Genomic DNA, 20,642 nt, shown 5'->3' with positions numbered 1-20,642 from the left:
CCACACACAGCATGCGCGGCATTTTTGTCAAAATTTATCTCGCCTTTTTATTTACCAGTCTGGTCGCGGTGGTGATGACGTTATTGCTGGCGTCTTATTATCGTGAGTGGTCGAATGAATCGGTCAATCTGATTGCCCCTACCGGCGGTTACATTTCGGCCGCAGAGTTAATTCTGCAGCGGGGGGGCGAACCCTTATTAATTGAATGGCTGCTGACCTTTGAACGTCATCCCAGTGTTAACGCCTATGTGTTTGACAGCAGTGGCATCAGCTTGCTGGCCGGTGTGCCGGAAGTGGTGCGGAATTATGCCTTGTCGTCGGAATCCTACGATGCCCTGATTAACCCGCTGGGGCGATCGGAAATTATCGTTAAAGCTCCGATCAGCAGCTATGACGGCCGTTTTTATTTATTAGTGGTGGAATTTATCCATCCGCTGAGTGTGTTTAATCTGCCTGAATATCTGGCCTGGGGATTTGCCGCGTCACTGGCGTTGTTTGCGCTGCTGGGGTTCTTATTGTCGGGCTATTTTACCCAGCCGTTACGGCGGATGCAGCGCAGTGTGCGGGCGATGGGACTGGGAGACTGGTCGGTGCGGATTCCGGCGTATCTGCAGCGCCGTGGCGATGAATTCGGCGAGCTTAGCCGCGAATTTAATCAGATGGCGGGCAAGCTGGAGCGTTCATTACAGGATCAGAAACAGCTGGTGCGTGATGTCTCACATGAACTGCGTTCGCCGCTGGCGCGGCTGCGGGTGGCGCTGGAACTGGCGCGCCTGGATTCGCTGGCGGAACAGCAGGAATTCCTCGACCGCATTGAGCTGGAAACCCAGCGGCTGGATGAACTGATTGGTGATTTATTGGGCATGGCCCGGCTTGAAGTTGAGCAGGACAAACGCCTGTGGCAGACGGTCGATAGCGAACAGCTGCTGCGCGATATCATTGCCGATGCCCGGTTTGAACGACCGGATGGCGATATTCGCTTATATGCCCAGGCGCAACATTGTGAGTTATTCGCCGACCCGACGCTGCTGGCAGCTGCGCTGGAAAATATTATCCGCAATGCGTTATTACATACCCGGCCAGGGACATCTGTGGATATCCATCTGCAGAACCGCCAGAACTGCCTGCATATTAATATTCGTGACCATGGTCCGGGGGTGGCAGACGCGCAGCTGGCGGACTTATTGCGACCGTTTGTGCGCCACGAAGATGCGCGTCAGCGCAGTACTGAATCGCTGCAGCAGGGCCACCGTGGTTATGGCCTGGGGCTGGCGATTGCCGATAAGGTAGTGCGTGCCCACGAAGGCAGCCTGACACTCAGCAACCATCCTCAGGGCGGCTTGCAGGCGGATATCTGTTTACCACTGACAAACTGACGCACGCTGTAGTGGCCGGGAGGAGCTGGCGGTTGACGGAAGTGGCGGTTGACGGAAGTGGTGGTTGATAAAATTGCCCGGCGTCAGGCTTTCGGGCGACATTTTTGCTATGATGCCCGGCAATTTTCCCGTTTAGTTTGGAATCGTATGTCTGAGTTAAAAAACGATCGCTTTCTGAAGGCGCTGATGCGTCAGCCGGTAGACCGTACCCCAATCTGGATGATGCGTCAGGCAGGCCGTTACCTGCCGGAATATAAAGCGACCCGTGCCCAGGCCGGTGACTTTATGTCGTTGTGCAAAAACCATGAGCTGGCGTGTGAAGTAACGATCCAGCCGCTGGAACGGTTTCCGCTGGATGCGGCCATTCTGTTTTCCGACATCTTAACCATTCCCGATGCGATGGGGCTGGGGCTGTATTTTGAAACCGGCGAAGGGCCACGTTTCAAAAAAATCATCCGCACTGAAGCGGACGTTAACAGCCTCAGTGTGGTGAATACCAGGGCTGATCTGGATTACGTATTAAAAGCCGTTAGTACCATCCGCAGTGAACTGAACGGCCGGGTACCATTAATTGGTTTCTCCGGCAGTCCTTGGACACTGGCAACCTATATGGTAGAAGGCGGCTCATCGAAAGATTTTCGTCATGTTAAAGCCATGATGTACGACACGCCGGAAGTGATGCATCAGTTGCTGGACACGCTGGCGAAATCTGTAATCGATTACCTCAATGCCCAGATTGAAGCCGGTGCCCAGGCGGTACAGATCTTTGACACCTGGGGCGGTAGCCTGAGTGACGTGTGTTATCGCGAATTTTCGCTGAAATACATGCAGCAGATCGTCGCTGGTCTGAAGCGTGAACATAACGGTAATACCATTCCGGTCATTCTGTTTACCAAAGGCGGTGGCCAGTGGTTAGAAGCGATGGCGGATACCGGCGCTGATGCACTGGGTCTCGACTGGACCACGGATATCGGTAATGCCCGTTCACGCGTGGGTGATCGGGTTGCGTTGCAGGGCAATATGGATCCATCGGTATTGTATGCCTCACCCAAAACCATCCGTGCGGAAGTGAAACGTATCCTCGACAGCTATGGTAAAGGGTCTGGCCAGGTGTTTAACCTGGGTCATGGTATTCATCAGTTTGTCGACCCTGAACACGCCAGGGCCTTTGTTGAGGCAGTGGTGGAACTGAGCCCTGAATACCACCAATAAGGTGTTCGCCTGGCTGCTCCGGAGCAGTGACTGAACAACAACCAACGGCATCTGCGGATGCCGTTTTTTGTGCCTGCCAGGTTTCATTGCTGTGAACGTAACTACATTGTTTTTAAAGGTAATTTTATGCACATTGACTGACAATTCTTTGCACGTGGGGTTTCTGCCGGCCTGAGCGTTTTATAGGGGTTTGTCAGGGTTCGTGCTATCTTTCAGTCAGCCCGGCTACCCGGGTGCCCGCTATCTCCAGGAACGAGGCGACTCTTTTTATGACATTGCTATGGATTCCTCTGCTGCCGCTGTTTGGAACCCTGGTCCCCCTGCTGGCCGACCGTTTTGGTCGTCGGGTGACTCTGGCCGCGACGGCCTTTATACCGGCGTTGGCGCTGGTGTGTTTATTAAGCCTGATGCCACAGGTGCTGGCCGGCGAGGTGATTCACTGGCAAACCGCCTGGTTAGCCAATGCAGGCTTATCTCTGGCCTTTCACCTCGATGGTTTAGGGCTGTTATTTTCGATTCTGATTCTCGGCATCGGCCTGCTGGTGCTGTTATACGCCCGCTATTATTTATCCGACGACGATCATATGGGGCGTTTTTACGCCTTTTTATTGTTGTTTATGAGCGCCATGTTAGGTGTGGTGTTATCCGACAACCTGCTGCAACTGTGGGCTTACTGGGAGCTCACCAGTATCAGTTCATTCCTGCTGATCAGTTTCTGGTGGCATAAAACCGAAGCCCGTAAAGGCGCCCGTATGGCGCTGACCATTACCGGTGCCGGCGGCCTGGCGTTGTTAGCCGCCTTTATCCTGATTGGTGAAACCGTCGGTAGTTACAGCCTGACGGAGGTACTGGCGAGTGGTGATTTATTACGCGGCAGCACAGCCTATCCGCTGATTATTGCCTTGTTCCTGCTCGGGGCTTTTACCAAGTCGGCGCAGTTCCCGTTCCATTTCTGGTTACCTCATGCGATGGCGGCCCCGACCCCGGTCTCGTCGTATCTGCATTCGGCCACCATGGTAAAAGCCGGGGTGTTTTTACTGGCGCGTTTTTATCCGGTACTGGCCGGTACCGAGTTATGGTTTGGCGTGGTATCGCTGGTGGGTCTGGCGACGTTGCTGGTGGGCGCATATACGGCGTTATTTAAACACGACTTAAAAGGCCTGCTGGCGTATTCAACCATCAGTCATCTGGGCCTGATTACCCTGCTGTTTGGTCTTGATACACCATTGGCGGCCATTGCGGCGGTATTCCACATTATTAACCATGCGGTCTTTAAAGCCTCGTTGTTTATGGCGGCGGGGATTATCGACCACGAAGCCGGTTCGCGTGATATGCGCCAGCTGAACGGTATGTGGAAATACATGCCTTACACCGCCACGCTGGCTATGGTGGCGGCCGCTTCAATGGCCGGGGTGCCGTTGTTAAACGGCTTCCTGTCGAAAGAAATGTTATTCGCTGAAACCCTGTCGCAGCATACTCTGGGGTCACTGTCGTGGATTATTCCGGTACTGGCAACGTTAGGTGGTGCGTTAGCCGTGGCCTATTCGTTACGTTTTATTCACGACGTATTCTTTAACGGCGAACCGATTAACCTTCCGCGTACACCACATGAACCGCCGCGTTATATGCGGGTGCCGGTGGAGATCCTGGTGGTGATCTGTTTGCTGGTGGGGGTGGTGCCGGATATCACCGTCGGAGCGCTGTTACGGATTGCCGCTGGTGCTGTATTACAGGGGCCATTACCGGACTTCAGCCTGGCGATCTGGCACGGTTTTAATATGCCATTGGTGATGAGTTTACTGGCGGTTGTTGGCGGCAGTCTGCTGTATATCAATCGCCGTCATTTATTCGATTTTCAGGGCCAGTTCAGCGAAATTGACGCCAAGGTGGAATTCGAAAAATACATTCAGCTGCTGATTGGTCGTGCTACGGCCCTGCAACAGTGGATCGATAACGGCAAGCTGCAGCGTTATATCACTTACCTGATGGTGTTAACTCTGGTGGTCGCCGGCTGGCCATTACTGGAGCTGGCGGAAGCACACGGCAGCAAACCGGAGCAGGCGATTCAGTGGCCGATGGTACTGGCGACTTTTGTGGTCATTATTGCCACGGTAGCGACCATGATTTTCAGTCATCTGCGGTTGTTATCGCTGATCATGATTTCCATTGTCGGACTGGTGGTGGCCATTGCCTTTGCTTATTTCTCGGCACCGGATCTGGCGCTGACTCAGTTATCGGTGGAAGTGGCGACCATTGTGTTGTTCCTGCTGGCGCTGTTCTTTTTGCCACAAAAAACACCACTGCGGGAAAGCTCCATCCAGCGCATCGTGCGCGACCTGGGGATTGCATCGGCCATTGGTGCTGTGATCGGTACCCTGTGTTATGTGATGCTGACCCGGCCGCTGCACAGTATTTCGGACTTCTTTATCGAAAACAGTAAAACCGGTGGTGGCGGTACCAATGTGGTCAATGTGATTCTGGTCGACTTCCGCGGTTTCGATACCATGGGTGAGATCACGGTACTGGCGATTGCCGCGCTGGGCATCTTTAAACTGTTGGCAGGTATGCGTTTGTATATTCCGCGTGCCGACCAGGATGGCGTTGCCTGGTCACCGGATAAACATCCAATGATGCTGGCACTGGTATCGCAGAGTTTATTGCCACTGGCGTTGTTAATTTCGGCGTATATTTTCCTGCGTGGTCACAATCTGCCGGGCGGTGGTTTTATTGCCGGACTGATTACTGCCATTGCATTAATTCAGCAATATATCGGCCATGGTGTCAGCTGGATGAAAGAACGGATGGATTTCCCGTATCACTATATGGTGGCGATTGGTTTATCGCTGGCGATTTTAACCGGCCTGGGCAGCTGGCTGTATCAGCGGCCGTTCCTGACCACCTGGTTTGATTATTTCTACTGGCCGGTGGTCGGCAAATTTGAACTGGCCAGTGCCATGGTATTTGACCTTGGCGTGTACTTTACCGTGATTGGTGCCACGCTGCTGATTCTTTCTAATCTGGGCAAACTCACCACTGGCGAACGACCTAAAGCAGGAGATAAATAATGGAAACCCTGTATGCCATTTGTGTTGGCGCCATTACAACCGGTGGGGTATTTCTGGTGATGCGTGGCTACACCTTTGCCGTGGTGCTGGGCTTAACCTTACTGTCGTATGCGGTGAATCTGTTTTTATTCGCCAGTGGCCGGCTGGTATTAAACGGCGCAGCGATTCTCGGCGAAAGTGAACAATACGCCGATCCGCTGCCCCAGGCGCTGGTGTTAACGGCGATTGTGATTGGTTTTGCCATGACCGCATTCGCTCTGATTCTGGCATTACGCGCGCGTTCCGACCTGGGTAACGATCAGGTCGATGGTAAAACCGAAATTCACGACGAATTACCTCAAAAAGCCCGCCGTCTGGGAGGAGAAGACTGATGACCCTGTCGGACCATCTGATTTTTTTCCCGGTACTTATTCCGCTGATTGCTGCGGTGCTGTTGTTATTTCCGCCATTACATAACGATGTGTCGCGCCAGCGGCTGGTCGTATTTGCGGTGAACTGTGCCTTGTTACTGGTCGCCGCCGTTTTACTCGGCCACAGCCTGAAACAGGGGCCTCAGGTTTATATGATGGGCAACTGGCAGGCACCGTTTGGTATTGCTCTGGTGAACGATACTCTGGCGTCGGTGATGTTATTGCTGACAGCGGTGTTAGCCATGGCTGCTCACTTGTACGCCTGTGCCGGAGACGACAGTCGCGGGCCATTTTTTCATCCGCTGTTTTTATTCCAGATTGTCGGGATTAACGGCGCCTTTCTGACGGGCGATATTTTTAACCTGTTCGTATTCTTCGAAATTCTGTTAATCGCTTCTTATTCGTTGCTGATCCACGGTGGCGGCAAGCAGCGTACTCAGGCGGCGGTGCATTATGTGTTGCTGAACCTGGCAGGTTCAGCAGTGTTTCTGTTTGGACTGGGCATGATTTACGCCTCGTTTGGTACGCTGAATATGGCCGATATGGCGTATAAAGCAGCCCACCTGAATGAAGAAAATATCGAACTGGCACGTTCCGGTGGCTTGTTATTATTGGTGGTATTTGGCTTAAAAGCGGCGTTGTTGCCGATGCATTTCTGGTTGCCACGAACTTACGCCTACACCTCAACGCCGGTCGCTGCGTTGTTTGCCATTATGACCAAGGTGGGTATTTACAGCATCTGGCGGGTACATACGGCTATTTTTGGTGATCATGCCGGAGAGCTGGCTAATATTGCGATCGGCTGGTTATGGCCACTGGCATTATTGACCATGGTTGCCGGTATCATTGCGGTATTAGCCAGCCAGACCTTAAAAATGCTGGCGGCAAACCTGGTGGTGGTATCGGCAGGGACTTTGCTGGTTACTCTGGCGCTGAACTCGGTGGAAGCGACGGCCGCAGGTTTATATTATTTAATTCACAGTACTTTATTGTCGGCGGCCATGTTTATGGTGGCCGGGTTAATTCAGGAGCAACGGGCACAGGCTCAGGACCGCTTTGTGCGTGGCCGGCCGGTGTCACAGCCGATGTTGCTGGGCGTGTTGTTTTTTATCGCCTCGCTGGGATTAATTGGTATGCCGCCGTTCTCCGGTTTTATTGGCAAACTGCTGATTCTGCAGGCATCTTCTGCCGCTGTGGAGGCCGCCTGGATCTGGGCGCCACTGTTGTTATCCGGCCTCAGCGCTATGATTATTCTCAGTCGTGCCGGCAGTACCCTGTTCTGGCGAGCCAGCGGCCAGCCGGCTCAGGAAAGTAAAGCTCATCCACTGCAATTAACGGCCGTACTGATGTTATTGCTGGCGTCGCCGTTAATGGTGATTTTTGCTGGGCCGATTTCTGACCTGACGGTAATGGCCGCTCAGGAATTACATAAAGTGCCACAGGCCGTTGCTGAGGTGACCCCATGATGACACGTTTATTGCCCATGCCGATGCACAGCGCGCTGTTACTGGTGGTGTGGCTGTTATTAAATGGCTTTTCTGCCGGTCAGCTATTGCTGGGCACTATACTGGCGCTGTTTATTCCGATGATTACCGCTCCGTATGCCAACCGTCAGAGTCGGGTAGTTAAGCCTTTTTCTGTGGTGCTGTATGTGTTGCGTTTATTATTGGATATTTTTGTATCCAATATGGAGGTGGCCGCCCGGGTGTTGGGCAGCAACCGCAAACTGAATCCGGGGTTTGTTGCTTACCCGCTGGCTCTGACCGGCGATTTCCCATTAACGGTATTGGCCAGTACCATTTCGTTAACCCCGGGAACGGTGAGTGTTGATTTTTCTGACGATAAACAGTGGCTTTATATTCACGCCCTGCATGTCGATAACGAACAGGAAATAATCGACTCAATCCGCAGCCGTTACGAACAACCGCTGAAGGAGATTTTCGCATGTTAAGTTCCGAAATCCTCAGTTACGCCATTATCCTCACTTCCGTGCTGGTACTGGTTTCTTTGCTAATGAATGTGTGGCGGATTTTGCGTGGCCCGGAATTACCCGACCGTATCCTGGCGCTGGACACCCTCTATATCAACAGCATTGCACTGATTATTCTGCTGGGCCTGCATAACGGTTCTGCACTGTATTTTGAAGGTGCGTTATTAATTGCCATGCTGGGATTTGTCAGCACGGCAGCGTTGAGTAAATACCTGCTGCGCGGAGATATTATCGAATAATGGATATGACCGATGTAATGAATTATCTGGTGGCGGGCTGGCTGGTAATGGGCGGTTTTTTTGTGTTTGTTGGCTCGTTAGGGTTGGCAAAATTGCCGGACTTTTTTACCCGCCTGCATGCACCTACCAAGGCGACTACGCTGGGAATTGGTTCGGTACTGGTGGCTTCTATGTTGCTGACCAGTGTGCGCGATGGTGGCTTCAGCGTATATGAACTGGTGATCAGTTTATTCCTGTTTATTACCGCACCCGTGTCGGCACATATGATGGCGAAAGCGGCCTTACATAAAAAAATTGCCATGCTGGAACGAACTAAAAACCGTGATATGGCGCCACGTATTGCCGCGCAGAAGACACCACGACCAGAGCCGGAAGCGGAAGAGAAAGCCGCTAAAGCCTGACCCCGGAGTGAGTGGCGAATTCATTGGTTTGAAGGGTTCAGAAATTGTTGCTGAATAAATTCGTCAGTGTTATTGACCTCGGCGTAAGCAAAACCTAATACATGAGCTGTGCTTTCTTTTACCCTGTTGATTCCTTTGTATATGAAAGCGAGGGAATCACAGCGCCAGCATCCTATCATCTGTGACCAGGCAGCCTGTCAGCTGGTCGATGTGCTGAATTATGATTTTCGAAGTTTGATGGCAATTGCCAGTTTCTGATCGCCTTGTCGATGTTTGAGACCCGCTGGATGGATGATCTTGCGGCTGCTCACCCGGAAGGACAATTCCTGTTTATCGTTGAAGGTGTGCTGATGTATTTTGGTCAGCCGCAGGAGCTGGTGTTCCATGCATTATTACGGGGACACAATGGTGTGTATGCCGATGTGGCGATTGCCAGTTCCCAGCAAAAGGCGGAGGAATATTGTCGTCAGTGGCTGGATAATCCGGTTGTCCGGCAATATCTGTAATGGCTCGATGATCATACGGTGGATATGAGTTTCTGGAGTCGTATTAATTAGGCCTGGAGCGAAAGAAAAAGTATTGACTCAGAATGCCTGAATACAAACACCGTATTTCTGAGCTGGTGATTGTATTCAGGAGGTCGGAATAATTACGGATGTTTATTGCTCAGCATGAGGTTCGTTGGCGGAATTTGATTTGAGTTTTTCCCGCAGCGACTGCATCAGTACATATAATGCCGGGATCAGGAAAATACCGATAACGGTTGCAAACAACATTCCTGATAACACGACGAAACCGATGGAGATACGGCTCATCGCACCGGCACCGCTGGAAAAAATTAACGGTGCGACACCAAGAATAAATGAGAAGGCAGTCATCATTACCGCCCGGAAACGTAAGCTGGCGGCCTGTTCTGCAGCTTGCAGAATAGTTTTCCCTTCTTCGTGTAACTGTTTGGCAAACTCAACAATTAAAATTGCTGATTTACTCGCCAGGCCAATGAGCATTACCAGTCCGACCTGGGCGTATAAGTTGTTATCCAGTCCGTCGATTAAATACAACGGAATCATGGCGCCCATCATGGCCACTACAACAGATAATATGACCGCTACCGGAATGGTCCAGCTTTCGTATTGTGCCACCAGAAATAAATAGGCAAACAATAACGACAGAGAAAAAATCAGCACCACATAACCTGCGGATTCCTGTTCCTGTTGTGCGGTACCGGTCCACTCCATGGCGTAACCGTCGGGTAACACCCGGCTGGCAATCGCACTGGCTTTGGCCATAATTTCACCACTGCTGTAACCACTGGCGGGTGTGATATTCAGGCCGGCGTTACGGTAGGTGTTATAGCGATCGAGTTTTTGTGGCCCAAGAATCTGGCGTACTTCCAGTAACGAGCCGGCCGGTACCTGAGCGCCACTGTTCGATTTAATATAAATGCTGTCGATATCGGCAATGGCGTCACGGTAGCGCCCTTCGGCCTGTAACATCACGCGGTAACTGCGGCCATACAAGGTGAAGTCATTGACGTAAGACGAACCCAGCTGACTTTGCAGGGTACGGTAAATGGTGGCGGGGCTGATATTCAAACTGGCCGCTTTTTCACGGTCGATAATAATTTCCAGCTGGGGATTATTGGCGTTATAAAATGAAAAAGCCTGTTTGATTTTATCCGAGTTATTCAGAGCCAGTACCAGGCTGTTGCTGACCTGTGCCAGCTCCTGTGGTGAAGCACTTTGCAGGTCGAGCAGGTTGGCTTCCAGGCCACCGGTAGCTCCCAGGCCGGGAATTGGCGGTGGTGGAAAACCAAAGGCGTTGGCACCGGGCACGGCCTGCAGTTTTTCTGACATCTGAGCAAAGGTCTGATACCAGGGGATGTCCGGCCGTTCATCCCAGTCTTTTAATACCGGCAACATAAACGCGTTACTGGAAGCGATGCCGCCAATTAAACCAAAGCCGGTGACCAGCATGGTGCGTTCAATTTCCGGAATCTGGCGTAACTCCTGATCGATATCCACAGCCAGTTCGGTGGTGCGGTTAATCGAAGCACCCTGAGGCAGGGAAATATCGACAAAAAAGGCGCCCTGATCTTCGTAAGGAATAAAACCGGTTGGTGTGCTGTGAAATAACCAGCCGGTGGCCGCGCCGATGATGAGCAACAGGGCGGCGGTCAGCCCCAGGCGTTTATTAAGGAACACGGCCCCCAGAACATATTTTTTCCGGGTCGCGTCGACGCGTTGATCAAACCAGGCAAAGAAACCTTTGGCTTCGCTGTCGTTTTTCAGCAGCAGGGCACACAGGGCGGGCGACAGGGTTAACGCATTTAATGAGGATAATGCCACCGCCACCGCAATGGTGACCGCAAACTGAGTGTACAGTTTACCGGTTAAACCCGGCATAAAGGCGACCGGGACAAATACCGCCAGCAGCACCAGGGTGGTGGCAATCACCGGACCAAACACTTCACCCATGGCTTTGCTGGTAGCGGCAGTGGCATCCAGCTTACTTTCCTGCATATGCCGTTTTACGTTTTCCACGACTACAATGGCATCGTCGACCACAATACCGATGGCCAGAATCAGGGCAAACAAAGAGATGGTATTAATCGAAAAGCCGGCCAGCTGGAGAGCCATAAAGGTGCCGATTAATGATACCGGGATAGTCGCTGCCGGTATCAGTGTTGCACGCCAGTCACCTAAAAACAGAAAGGTCACCGCAACCACCAGAACAAAGGTCATGATCAGGGTTTTAATGACCTCGTTAATGGAGGCTTCAACAAACTTGGTTGAGTCGTAAAAAATCTGATATTCCAGATCATCCGGGAAATACTGGCTCAGCCGCTGCATTTCAGTTTTTATTTTTTCGGCGACTTCCAGGGCATTGGCCCCCGGGCTCTGATACACGCCAAAAGGTACACCTTCTTCACCATTAACACGCATGCTGAAACCATAAGTCTGGGCACCTAACTCTACCCGGGCAACGTCTTTCAGATAAATACGTGAACCATCGTTGCTGGTTTTAACGATAATATTTTCAAACTCAGTGGCATCGGTTAACCGGCCTTTACTGGTCAGGGTGAACTGAAACTGCTGATCGTTTTGTACCGGTGGTGCGCCAATTTTCCCGAGTGCGGCCTGTACACTCTGACTCTGAATGGCTGCGCTGATGTCGTCTGCGGTTAAACCCAGAGCCTGCAGGCGGTCCGGGTCGAGCCAGACGCGCATGCCATATTCCAGGCTGCCAAACTGTTTGGCACTGCCTACGCCGTTAATCCGCGCTAATGCATCTTCCAGATAAATGGCGGAATAATTACTCATAAATAAGCTGTCGTGGCTTTTATTCGGTGAGGTCAGTGCCACCACCATCAGCATGGTGCTGGACTGTTTCTGAGTGGTGACACCACGCCGCACCACATCCTGCGGCAGGCTGGCGCTGGCCAGGGCTACCCGGTTCTGCACGTTAACGGCTGCCTGGTCGGGGTCGGTACCGACTTTAAAGGTAACGGTTAACATATAGGTGCCGTCGTTACCGCTGGACGAGCTCATATACAACATGTCGTCAACACCGTTGACCATCGACTCGATGGGGGTGGCGACGGCTTCTTCCACGGTTTGTGCATTGGCGCCTGGATAGGTTGCCCATACCTGTACCTGGGGTGGGGTAATGTCCGGATATTGGGTGACCGGCAAACGGCTGGCAGCCAATACCCCGGCAATAATAATGACGATGGAAATAACCAGCGCGAATTTTGGGCGATGAATAAAAAAGCGTGAAAACATAATTTATTGCTCCACGGCATTAACGGTCTGGCCGTTGCTGACTTTTTGCAGCCCTTGAGTGATGACCCGCTCACCGGCCTGCAGGCCGGAAATCACAATCCAGTCGGCTCCGGTTTGCTCTCCCAGAGTGACGCGGCGTTGTTCAACCTGTTGCTGGTCGTTTACCAGTAATACAAAAAAGCCATCACGATCGCGTTGTACTGCTGCCTGAGAAACCGTCAGTACGTTAGGGGCACTGGCTGGTTCCAGCGTCACCCGGACAAATTCGCCGGGTAATAACAGCCCGTCGGGATTCGGGAAACGCGCCCGGATGGCGATGGAGTCTGTTTCGGTATTGACCTGAGGGGCAATAAAATCAAATTCCCCCGGGTGCTGGTAACTGTTTCCGTCGGCCAGTATCAGGTGGGGAATCATATTGGCGTTTTCCAGTTGTGGAGACTGGCGCCGTGCCTGTAATAATAATTTTTCCGACACCGATAAATCGACGTACACCGGATCGGTTTGCACTATGGTGGCCAGCTGACTGCTGTTGGCGTTCACCAGATTGCCGGTGTTAACACTGGCGAGGCTGATACGGCCACTGATCGGGCTGCTGATATCGGTATAGCTGAGGTTCAGTTCGGCTTGCTGCAGTTGTGCTTCGGCCTGTAACAGCTGGGCTTTGGCCTGATCCCGCTGCGCTTCGGCACTTTCCAGTTGCGCTTTAGAAGCGGCGCCGCTGTTGCGTAAGGTTTGCTGGCGACTGAGTTCGGCACTGGCCTGTTTTAATGACGCTTTGGCGCTCAACAAGGCGGCGCGGGCCTGTTTCTGCTGAATCTGGTAGGTCACTTTTTCGATACTGAATAACGCGGCTCCCTTTTCGACCCGGCTGCCTTCAACAAAATGGCGCTGTTCTAAAATACCGCTGACCCGGGGCACAATTCTGACCTGTTGTACCGCACTGACCCGTCCGGCAATTTCGATATCCGGCCGCGCCTGGGTTTGTTTGATGGTATGTACAATTACCGCCGGCGCCTCAGCCGCCAGGGTGTGTGCCGTCAGCAGCAGAGAGATAAAGAGGGTCAGGGTTTTCATAACAACCTTCCTGTTGGGTTATGGTGTTGGCAGAAACGATCAGCCTGGCTGGCAAGTCTGATAATATTTCAGTGTAGACAGGCGCGGGCCGACATGATAGCAAGCCAACACGACTGGCTGTAGTGTATCGGTGGCAGACAGAGTGTTGCAGTCAGACACAGTGGTAATGATGGTCTGGCGCGGTTAAATTCAGCTGCGGTTAATAAACTGCGGGATTACAGTCGCTCCAGCGCCTGCTGCAGTTTATCAACAGCAATCACTTCCATACCGTCGATCGGCTGACGTGGCATATTACCTTTTGGCACAATAGCGCGTTTAAACCCATGTTTGGCCGCTTCTTTAATCCGTTCCTGGCCGGACGGGACCGGACGGATTTCACCGGCTAAGCCAACTTCACCAAACACAATTAAATCCTGTGGCAATGGCTGATTACGGAACGAGGATAAGGCCGCACATAATAACGCCAGGTCGGCGGCCGTTTCGCTGACCTTAACGCCTCCCACCACATTGATATACACATCCTGGTCGCCCAGATGAATACCACCGTGGCGGTGCATGGCGGCTAATAATAAATTCAGCCGGTTCTGGTCGAGACCAACGGCTACCCGCTTGGGATTGCCGAAGTGGCTGTCGTCGACTAATGCCTGGATTTCTACCAGCAAAGGCCGGGTGCCTTCCCAGATGACCATCACCACACTGCCGGCGGCGGGCTCGTCGCTGCGTGATAAAAAGATCGAGCTGGGGTTTTTAACTTCTTTTAAGCCCTGATCAAGCATGGCAAAAACCCCCAGCTCATTAATGGCACCAAAGCGGTTTTTAATGCCGCGCAAGGTGCGGAAACGGCTGTCACCGGAACCTTCCAGCATGATGGAGCAATCGATCATATGTTCCAGCACTTTGGGACCGGCGATGGTACCGTCTTTGGTGACGTGACCGACGAGAAATAACACCGTATTGGTTTGTTTGGCGAAGCGGGTTAAATAGGCGGCGCTTTCGCGTACCTGGGAAACACTACCGGGGGCTGATTCAACACCGTCGACGTGCATCACCTGGATCGAATCAATGACTACGATTCTGGGCTGATGTTGCTGCAGCGTTCGGGTCAGGCGCTCAACATTGGTTTCGCTGAGCATATTAAGCTGATCCGTCGGTAAGCCCAGGCGCTGGGCACGACGAGCAACCTGCTGCAGGCTTTCTTCGCCGGTGACGTATAAGGCCGGCATCTGGCTTGCCAGATGACACATAGTCTGTAACAACAGGGTCGATTTACCGGCTCCCGGATGGCCGCCGATTAAAATGGCTGAGCCTGGTACTAAGCCGCCGCCCAATACCCGGTCGAACTCCTGCATACCGGAGCTGAAACGGGGCACTTCATTCAGATTTACATCGGCCAGGCGCTGCACTCCCTGATCGCTGGCACCACCGGCGTAACCGCTGAAGTTGGCTTCCCGCGCCGGGGTTTTGCTGGCCGCTACCACAAACTCCTGCAAAGTGTTCCAGGCGCCACAACCGGTGCATTGGCCCTGCCATTTAGTGTGGTCGGCGCCACAGTCGTTGCATACGTATGCGGTTTTTTTCTTAGCCATAAGGATCCGGGTATTGAGCTGTAAAACTGGCTGGCAGTGTAACCTGCTGGGGGCAGAGGGCAACTGCGTGGTGATGGGTTTTGCTTTTCAGGTCCGGTAGCTCTGATACACTGTGTGCGCTTTGTCATTAAGAATTAATAACACAATAGGACTGCCTCATATGAAACTCGAGACTCAGGCCATTCACGCGGGCTTTAACGACGATCCAACCACCCGTGCAGTGGCGGTGCCGATTTATCAGACCACCTCTTACAGCTTCCGTGATACTCAGCATGGTGCGGACCTGTTTGATCTGAAAGAGCCAGGCAATATCTACACCCGTATTATGAACCCGACCAACGACGTACTGGAACAGCGGGTTGCGGCGATGGAAGGCGGGATTGCAGCATTATGTATGGCGTCTGGTATGGCGGCCATCACCGCAGCGATTCAGACCGTGGCGGCGGCCGGTGATAATATTGTGTCGGTCAGCCAGCTGTACGGTGGCACCTATAATCTGTTTGCTCACACCTTCCCGCAGCAGGGCATCGAAGTACGTATGGCCTCCGGTGATGATATCGCCGCTCTGGAAGCGTTAATCGACGACAACACCAAAGCCCTGTTCTGTGAATCAATCGGTAACCCGGCGGGTAACGTGGTTGACCTGAAAGCGCTGTCGGATATGGCTCATAAACACGGCGTCCCTGTGATTGTGGATAACACGGTGGCAACGCCTTATCTGTGTCGCCCGTTTGAACACGGTGCCGATATTGTGGTGCATTCGTTAACCAAATACATCGGTGGTCATGGTACGACCGTGGGTGGGGCGATTGTTGATTCCGGTAAATTCCCGTGGAAAGACAATCCACGTTTCCCGCGTTTTAACCAGCCGGATCCTTCCTACCATGGTGTGGTGTATGCCGAAGCAATGGGTGAAGCCGCCTTTATTGGCCGTGCCCGGGTGGTACCGCTGCGTAATATGGGTGCTGCATTAGCACCACTGAATGCCTTTATGTTGTTACAGGGTCTGGAAACGCTGGCGTTACGCATGGACCGTCACGTTGAAAATGCACAAAAAGTTGCCGAATACCTGAACGCCCACGAGCAGGTATCCTGGGTTAACTATGCCGGCCTGAAAGACAACAAACATTACGAGGTGGCACAACGTATGGTTGCTGGCAAACCATCGGCCATTCTTAGTTTTGGTATTAAAACCGGGGCCGAAGGCGGAGCAAAATTTATTGATGCGCTGCAGCTGATCAAACGTCTGGTAAATATCGGTGATGCCAAATCACTGGCGTGTCACCCGGCGACCACCACTCACCGTCAGCTGAATGAAGACGAAATGAAAACCGCCGGCGTTTCCACCGATCTGGTGCGGCTGTCGATTGGTATCGAACATGTTGACGATATCATCGCCGATATCGAGCAGGCACTGGCAGCGGCAAAATAACTCGCCGTCACCGTGTCAGTGGCTGCCTGAGCGGCCACTGACCATGTTTGATAAAACCCTCTGCTACTTGTGGCTGAGGGTTTTTTTATGCGCCCGGGGTGGTCCCATCCTTTATTACCAGCAGATGTAAAATCTGGGCGCAGAATGTAAAAGAATAATAATCCTATAAATAGTCTCTGGTAGTATCGCGTCCGAATTGTTTCTGAATGTGTCGGTGCTGGAACTCACCGCCATAAAAATGACCAAAAAGGATGCGATATGAACAAATACCTCCGCTATTTTGTTTCTATATGTTGCTTGATTGTATTCGCCGGGGCTCCGGCGGTGGCATTGGCTGCCGATATCTCCGGTGTTATCAACCGTTATGTCAAAGGTATTGGTGAAGTCAGCGCCGGTGATCAGCAGATCACCCTCGAGGGTGCAACGATGAAGCCTTCGGCTTATACCTTTCAGGCCGGTGATACGGTTTTACTGCTGCAATCCCAGGGCGCCACGATCGATGCTTCCAATACCGATAAATACGGCAACGGTGCCGGCAGTGGTAACGACCCGGATACGGTGGAAACCAGTCCACACGGTTCTGAGCAATACGCTGGTGGCGTTATTTCTCAGATTGCCGGCCGCTTTGAATACGCAACGGTGCAGGCGGTCAGTGGTAATACCATCACCCTGCAACAGGCGCTGAAAAATTCCTTTTCTGATACTAACGAAGCCAACTGGCAGCTGGTACTGGTGCCGGATTACGGCACAGAAGGCGCAACGTTAACAGCAGATATTGCGGCCTACCCGTGGAACGGTGATGTGGGCGGTATCGTTGCTTTCTCCGCTACCGGTGGTGATATCAACTTTAATGGACATCACATTGATGCCGCTGCCAAGGGGTTCCGTGGCGGGGTTGAATCGGATTATTCAGAAACCACCGATTCCATCGCCAGTGTGGCCAGCAATGGCCAGTATTATGAAGGCGGTAAAGGGGAAGGCATTGCCGGTACGCCACGCTATGTGTTTGATGGCAGCAGCCGTGATTATGGGGTTAATAAATCCGCCATCGGTGAAGACCGCCTGGGGATTCGTATCGAAGCGCTGCGGGGTGTGATTGAAAACCCGGTCAGTACACTGGCGGGTGGTGATTATGGTCGTGGTGCACCGGGTAATGCCGGTGGTGGTGCCGGGCCACATAACTCCGGTGGTGGCGGTGGCTCTAACGCCGGTCGCGGTGGTGAAGGTGCCCAGGGTTGGGTCGGTGGAACACCGAAGTTTTTTGCCGGCTATGGTGGCCAGTCGATTTTTGCCGGTTTAAATATGGGCGGCGGCGGTGGTTCCGGTGAAGCCAATAATGAAGCACTGGCCCACGGTGGTGTTGGTGGTGGTGTGGTGTTAATTAAAGCCGCTTCTGCTTCCGGTACGGGGGTTATTAATGTTAATGGTGGCGCCGGTTTTGATGACGGTATTGAGCCCGGCGACGGTGGCGGTGGCGGCGGTGCAGCCGGTACCGCTATTTTATATTTCACTGATAACAGTGCCGACTACAGCCAGCTGAGTGTGTCGGCAGTGGGTGGTGATGGCGCTCAGGCGGATGCTGAACACGGCTCCGGCGGTGGTGGTGGCGGCGGTTACGTCGTTGCTAACACCTTAACCGCAGATCAGATAGCGGTTGCCGGTGGTGCTGGTGGTAGCAACAAAGGACTCAATGGACAGGCAGCAACGGCGGGAGCTGCCGGTCTGGAACAGTTCGGCAGCAGTGCCTTTGTGACACTGAATACTGACTACGGTGATGCACTGGCGTCTTTCGGTACTGAGTCAGGCAATAACGCTGCTTACCATTTATTTGCCGATTATGACTTTGACGGTGTGATAGGTGATGCCGAAAAAGTGTATCTGGGATTATTGGTTGATGGTGAATCCGGTGGTATTTCTTCTGCCGGGGCGGATTCAGACAACCTGGCTAATGACAATGACGAAGATGGCATTCAGCTGAGTCCATTAGGCAGCAGTGACAGTAATTATGTGATACCGGCGGCCAATATAACGGTGACCAACAGCTATCCACGTCCGGCACGTTTACATGCCTGGGTTGATTTTGATGGTAATGGTCAGTTCGATAATGACGAATACAGCAGCATTATTGTGGCATCCGGTTTAAATGAAACGTCTCCGGCGGATGATCTGATCTGGTCGGCGACACAGGGGCTGGAGCAGTTATTTACCGGTTATCCTGTGTATGCGCGTTTCCGTCTGACAACAGATACCCGCCTGAACGCCGATTCGGCAACCGGAGTCGCGGTAACCGGTGAGGTTGAGGACTATGTGATCGCGCTGGATAACTCCAGCTACACCGTCATTGATGAACATTTCTTTTATGTTGATGGCGACCAGGTCGCGGGCAGTGTTTTTGGCCAGGTTTCAGGTTCGGGGGCCAGCTCACCAGCCTGGAGTATTACCGGCGGTAACGACAGCGGTTTGTTTGCGCTCGACAGCAGCGGTAACTTAACTGCAGCAGTGGATGTGGCCTTTAATAGTCAGAATGTTTATGTATTGGCAGCGGTCGACAGCAATACCTCTCCTAACAGCTTCAGCAAAATTCAGGTATTAATCCGCCGTATTGAGTTAAACCAAACTCAGGCGACTGAAGGTAATACGCTGACGGTTGTCAGCGACACTATGCTGTTACACCCTGAATACAGCGTCAGTTATCAATGGCAGCGTAACGGTACTGATATCGAAGGTGCGACGTCAGCCAGTTATAACGTTGTCAGTGATGATGTCGGTAATTCGTTAAACGTGGTGGGAACCTATTACGATAAAGATGGCGACCCGTTAGGCCAGACTGTGACATCGGCGACGGTGACAGTTATTGATCCGATCGATATTTTGCAGAAAATTCAGGATTACGCGGATAATCAAAGTAATCCTGCGCCAATCGTTAGCGACTTTACTACCCTGGAAATCACCGGTGTTAGCGCGGATAACCTGAGCCGGGTAAATGAAGCGATTGCGGCTAAAACTGCAGCAGACGTGGATACAGTTGCTGAAATTCAGGCAATTGTTAATGCAGTTAACGCAGCGATTGCTGAAGAGAAGGCTAAAGCCGATGCACTGCAGAAAATTCAAAACTATGCAGACGATCAGACCAAACCAGCGCCAGTCGTTAGCGACTTTACTACCCTGGACATCACTGGTGTTAGTGAGGATAACCTGTCGGAAATTAATGCGGCTATTAATGCGCTTACATCTACGGATGTAGATACTGAAGAAAAAATACAGCAGTTGGTGGACCGGGTGGTTGCATCTCTGGCTGCGTTAGCTGAGTTGATTGAAGACCTCAACGGAAATAGCAATACCCAGCTTCTGACACTTTTACAGCTGAAGTCCATTATTGGTTTAAACAATATTGTTGATGCCAATATGACTGAATACAGCGCTGCTTTTGTCAGTGATGCCTTTGCTGATATCAATAATCCAACCATCGCTGAAATTCAGGCGGTTATTGATGATGTTAATTATGGTGAGTTGGATAACGATAATGACGGGGTGAAAAACAAAGACGAAATCAATAATGGTACTGACCCGACGAATCCGGACTCAGACGGTGACGGTGTAAATGATAACGACGATGCCGAACCAAATAACCCGTCTAACGACAGTGACGGTGATGGTGTGCCTAATAATGAAGATGACGAGCCATTAAACCCGAATAACGATTCGGATGGCGACGGTGTCTCTAATAAGGACGAAACCGATAATGGTACTGACCCAACGAATCCGGACTCAGACGGTGACGGTGTAAATGATAACGACGACGCCGAACCCAATAACCCGAATAACGACTCGGACGGTGATGGTGTGCCTAATAATGAAGATGACGAGCCAAATAACCCGAATAACGATTCGGATGGCGACGGTGTCTCTAATAAGGACGAAACCGATAACGGTACTGATCCGACTAATCCGGACTCAGACGGTGACGGTGTAAACGATAACGAAGATGCTGACCCGAATAACCCGAATAACGATTCGGATGGCGACGGTGTCTCTAATAAGGACGAAACTGATAACGGTACTGACCCAACGA

General features: G+C 52.1%; 13 protein-coding genes and 1 pseudogene. 11 read left to right on the top strand and 3 right to left on the bottom strand.

The window, feature by feature from the left end; all coding sequences use genetic code 11:
- The first annotated feature begins 11 nt into the window (after positions 1-11).
- From ACFOMG_RS16725 to ACFOMG_RS16685, 9 genes are all read left to right on the top strand, one after another.
- A complete protein-coding gene (locus tag ACFOMG_RS16725; RefSeq protein ID WP_376868339.1) occupies positions 12-1,376 on the top strand; it encodes an ATP-binding protein in 1,365 nt (454 codons plus the stop codon).
- 147 nt (positions 1,377-1,523) lie between these two features.
- The gene (hemE, locus tag ACFOMG_RS16720) at positions 1,524-2,588 is read left to right on the top strand and encodes a uroporphyrinogen decarboxylase (protein WP_376868337.1); all 1,065 of its coding nucleotides are present in this window, start codon (positions 1,524-1,526) and stop codon (positions 2,586-2,588) included.
- Between the two features lie 269 nt (positions 2,589-2,857).
- Entirely contained in the window at positions 2,858-5,653 is a 2,796-nt protein-coding gene (locus tag ACFOMG_RS16715) for a monovalent cation/H+ antiporter subunit A (RefSeq protein ID WP_376868335.1), read from the top strand.
- The gene (locus ACFOMG_RS16710) at positions 5,653-6,024 is read left to right on the top strand and encodes a Na+/H+ antiporter subunit C (RefSeq protein WP_376868334.1); all 372 of its coding nucleotides are present in this window, start codon (positions 5,653-5,655) and stop codon (positions 6,022-6,024) included. The genes ACFOMG_RS16715 and ACFOMG_RS16710 overlap by 1 nt, the downstream gene beginning before the upstream one ends.
- Positions 6,024-7,529 carry a monovalent cation/H+ antiporter subunit D gene (locus ACFOMG_RS16705; protein WP_376868333.1) on the top strand — a complete coding sequence of 502 codons (1,506 nt, stop codon included), beginning with the start codon at positions 6,024-6,026 and terminating at the stop codon, positions 7,527-7,529. Before ACFOMG_RS16710 ends, ACFOMG_RS16705 begins: the two co-directional genes overlap by 1 nt.
- Positions 7,526-8,014, top strand: coding sequence for a Na+/H+ antiporter subunit E (locus ACFOMG_RS16700; RefSeq protein WP_376868332.1), 489 nt, complete (start codon positions 7,526-7,528; stop codon positions 8,012-8,014). Before ACFOMG_RS16705 ends, ACFOMG_RS16700 begins: the two co-directional genes overlap by 4 nt.
- A gap of 8 nt (positions 8,015-8,022) precedes the next feature.
- Positions 8,023-8,292 (top strand): K+/H+ antiporter subunit F, encoded by a 270-nt coding sequence (locus ACFOMG_RS16695; protein ID WP_376868409.1) that lies wholly within the window; start codon positions 8,023-8,025, stop codon positions 8,290-8,292.
- A gap of 5 nt (positions 8,293-8,297) precedes the next feature.
- Positions 8,298-8,693 carry a Na+/H+ antiporter subunit G gene (locus ACFOMG_RS16690; RefSeq protein ID WP_376868331.1) on the top strand — a complete coding sequence of 132 codons (396 nt, stop codon included), beginning with the start codon at positions 8,298-8,300 and terminating at the stop codon, positions 8,691-8,693.
- 287 nt (positions 8,694-8,980) lie between these two features.
- The gene (locus ACFOMG_RS16685; protein WP_376868329.1) at positions 8,981-9,199 is read left to right on the top strand and encodes a hypothetical protein; all 219 of its coding nucleotides are present in this window, start codon (positions 8,981-8,983) and stop codon (positions 9,197-9,199) included.
- A 153-nt stretch (positions 9,200-9,352) separates the two neighbouring features.
- Here ACFOMG_RS16685 and ACFOMG_RS16680 read toward each other — a convergent pair whose 3' ends face one another.
- The 3 genes from ACFOMG_RS16680 to radA form a co-directional block, all read right to left on the bottom strand.
- On the bottom strand, positions 9,353-12,478 hold the full coding sequence (locus ACFOMG_RS16680) for an efflux RND transporter permease subunit (protein ID WP_376868328.1): 3,126 nt from the start codon (positions 12,476-12,478) through the stop codon (positions 9,353-9,355).
- A 3-nt stretch (positions 12,479-12,481) separates the two neighbouring features.
- Positions 12,482-13,552, bottom strand: a complete 1,071-nt coding sequence (locus ACFOMG_RS16675; protein ID WP_376868326.1) for an efflux RND transporter periplasmic adaptor subunit — start codon at positions 13,550-13,552, stop codon at positions 12,482-12,484.
- A gap of 215 nt (positions 13,553-13,767) precedes the next feature.
- Positions 13,768-15,138 carry a DNA repair protein RadA gene (radA, locus tag ACFOMG_RS16670; protein ID WP_376868324.1) on the bottom strand — a complete coding sequence of 457 codons (1,371 nt, stop codon included), beginning with the start codon at positions 15,136-15,138 and terminating at the stop codon, positions 13,768-13,770.
- Positions 15,139-15,298: 160 nt separating this feature from the next.
- Here radA and ACFOMG_RS16665 point away from each other — a divergent pair, with 160 nt between their 5' ends.
- Both ACFOMG_RS16665 and ACFOMG_RS16660 read left to right on the top strand, forming a co-directional pair.
- Positions 15,299-16,570: an O-acetylhomoserine aminocarboxypropyltransferase/cysteine synthase family protein gene (locus tag ACFOMG_RS16665; protein ID WP_376868322.1), complete on the top strand. Its 1,272-nt coding sequence runs from the start codon at positions 15,299-15,301 to the stop codon at positions 16,568-16,570.
- Between the two features lie 258 nt (positions 16,571-16,828).
- Positions 16,829-20,642: pseudogene (locus ACFOMG_RS16660) on the top strand (hypothetical protein); the annotation flags it as partial.

The organism is Bacterioplanoides pacificum (assembly GCF_042648445.1).
Classification (GTDB): Bacteria; Pseudomonadota; Gammaproteobacteria; order Pseudomonadales; family Oceanobacteraceae; genus Bacterioplanoides; species Bacterioplanoides pacificum.
The sequence above is the reverse complement of the archived record's forward strand: the minus strand, read 5'-3'. Positions and strand labels throughout refer to the sequence as shown.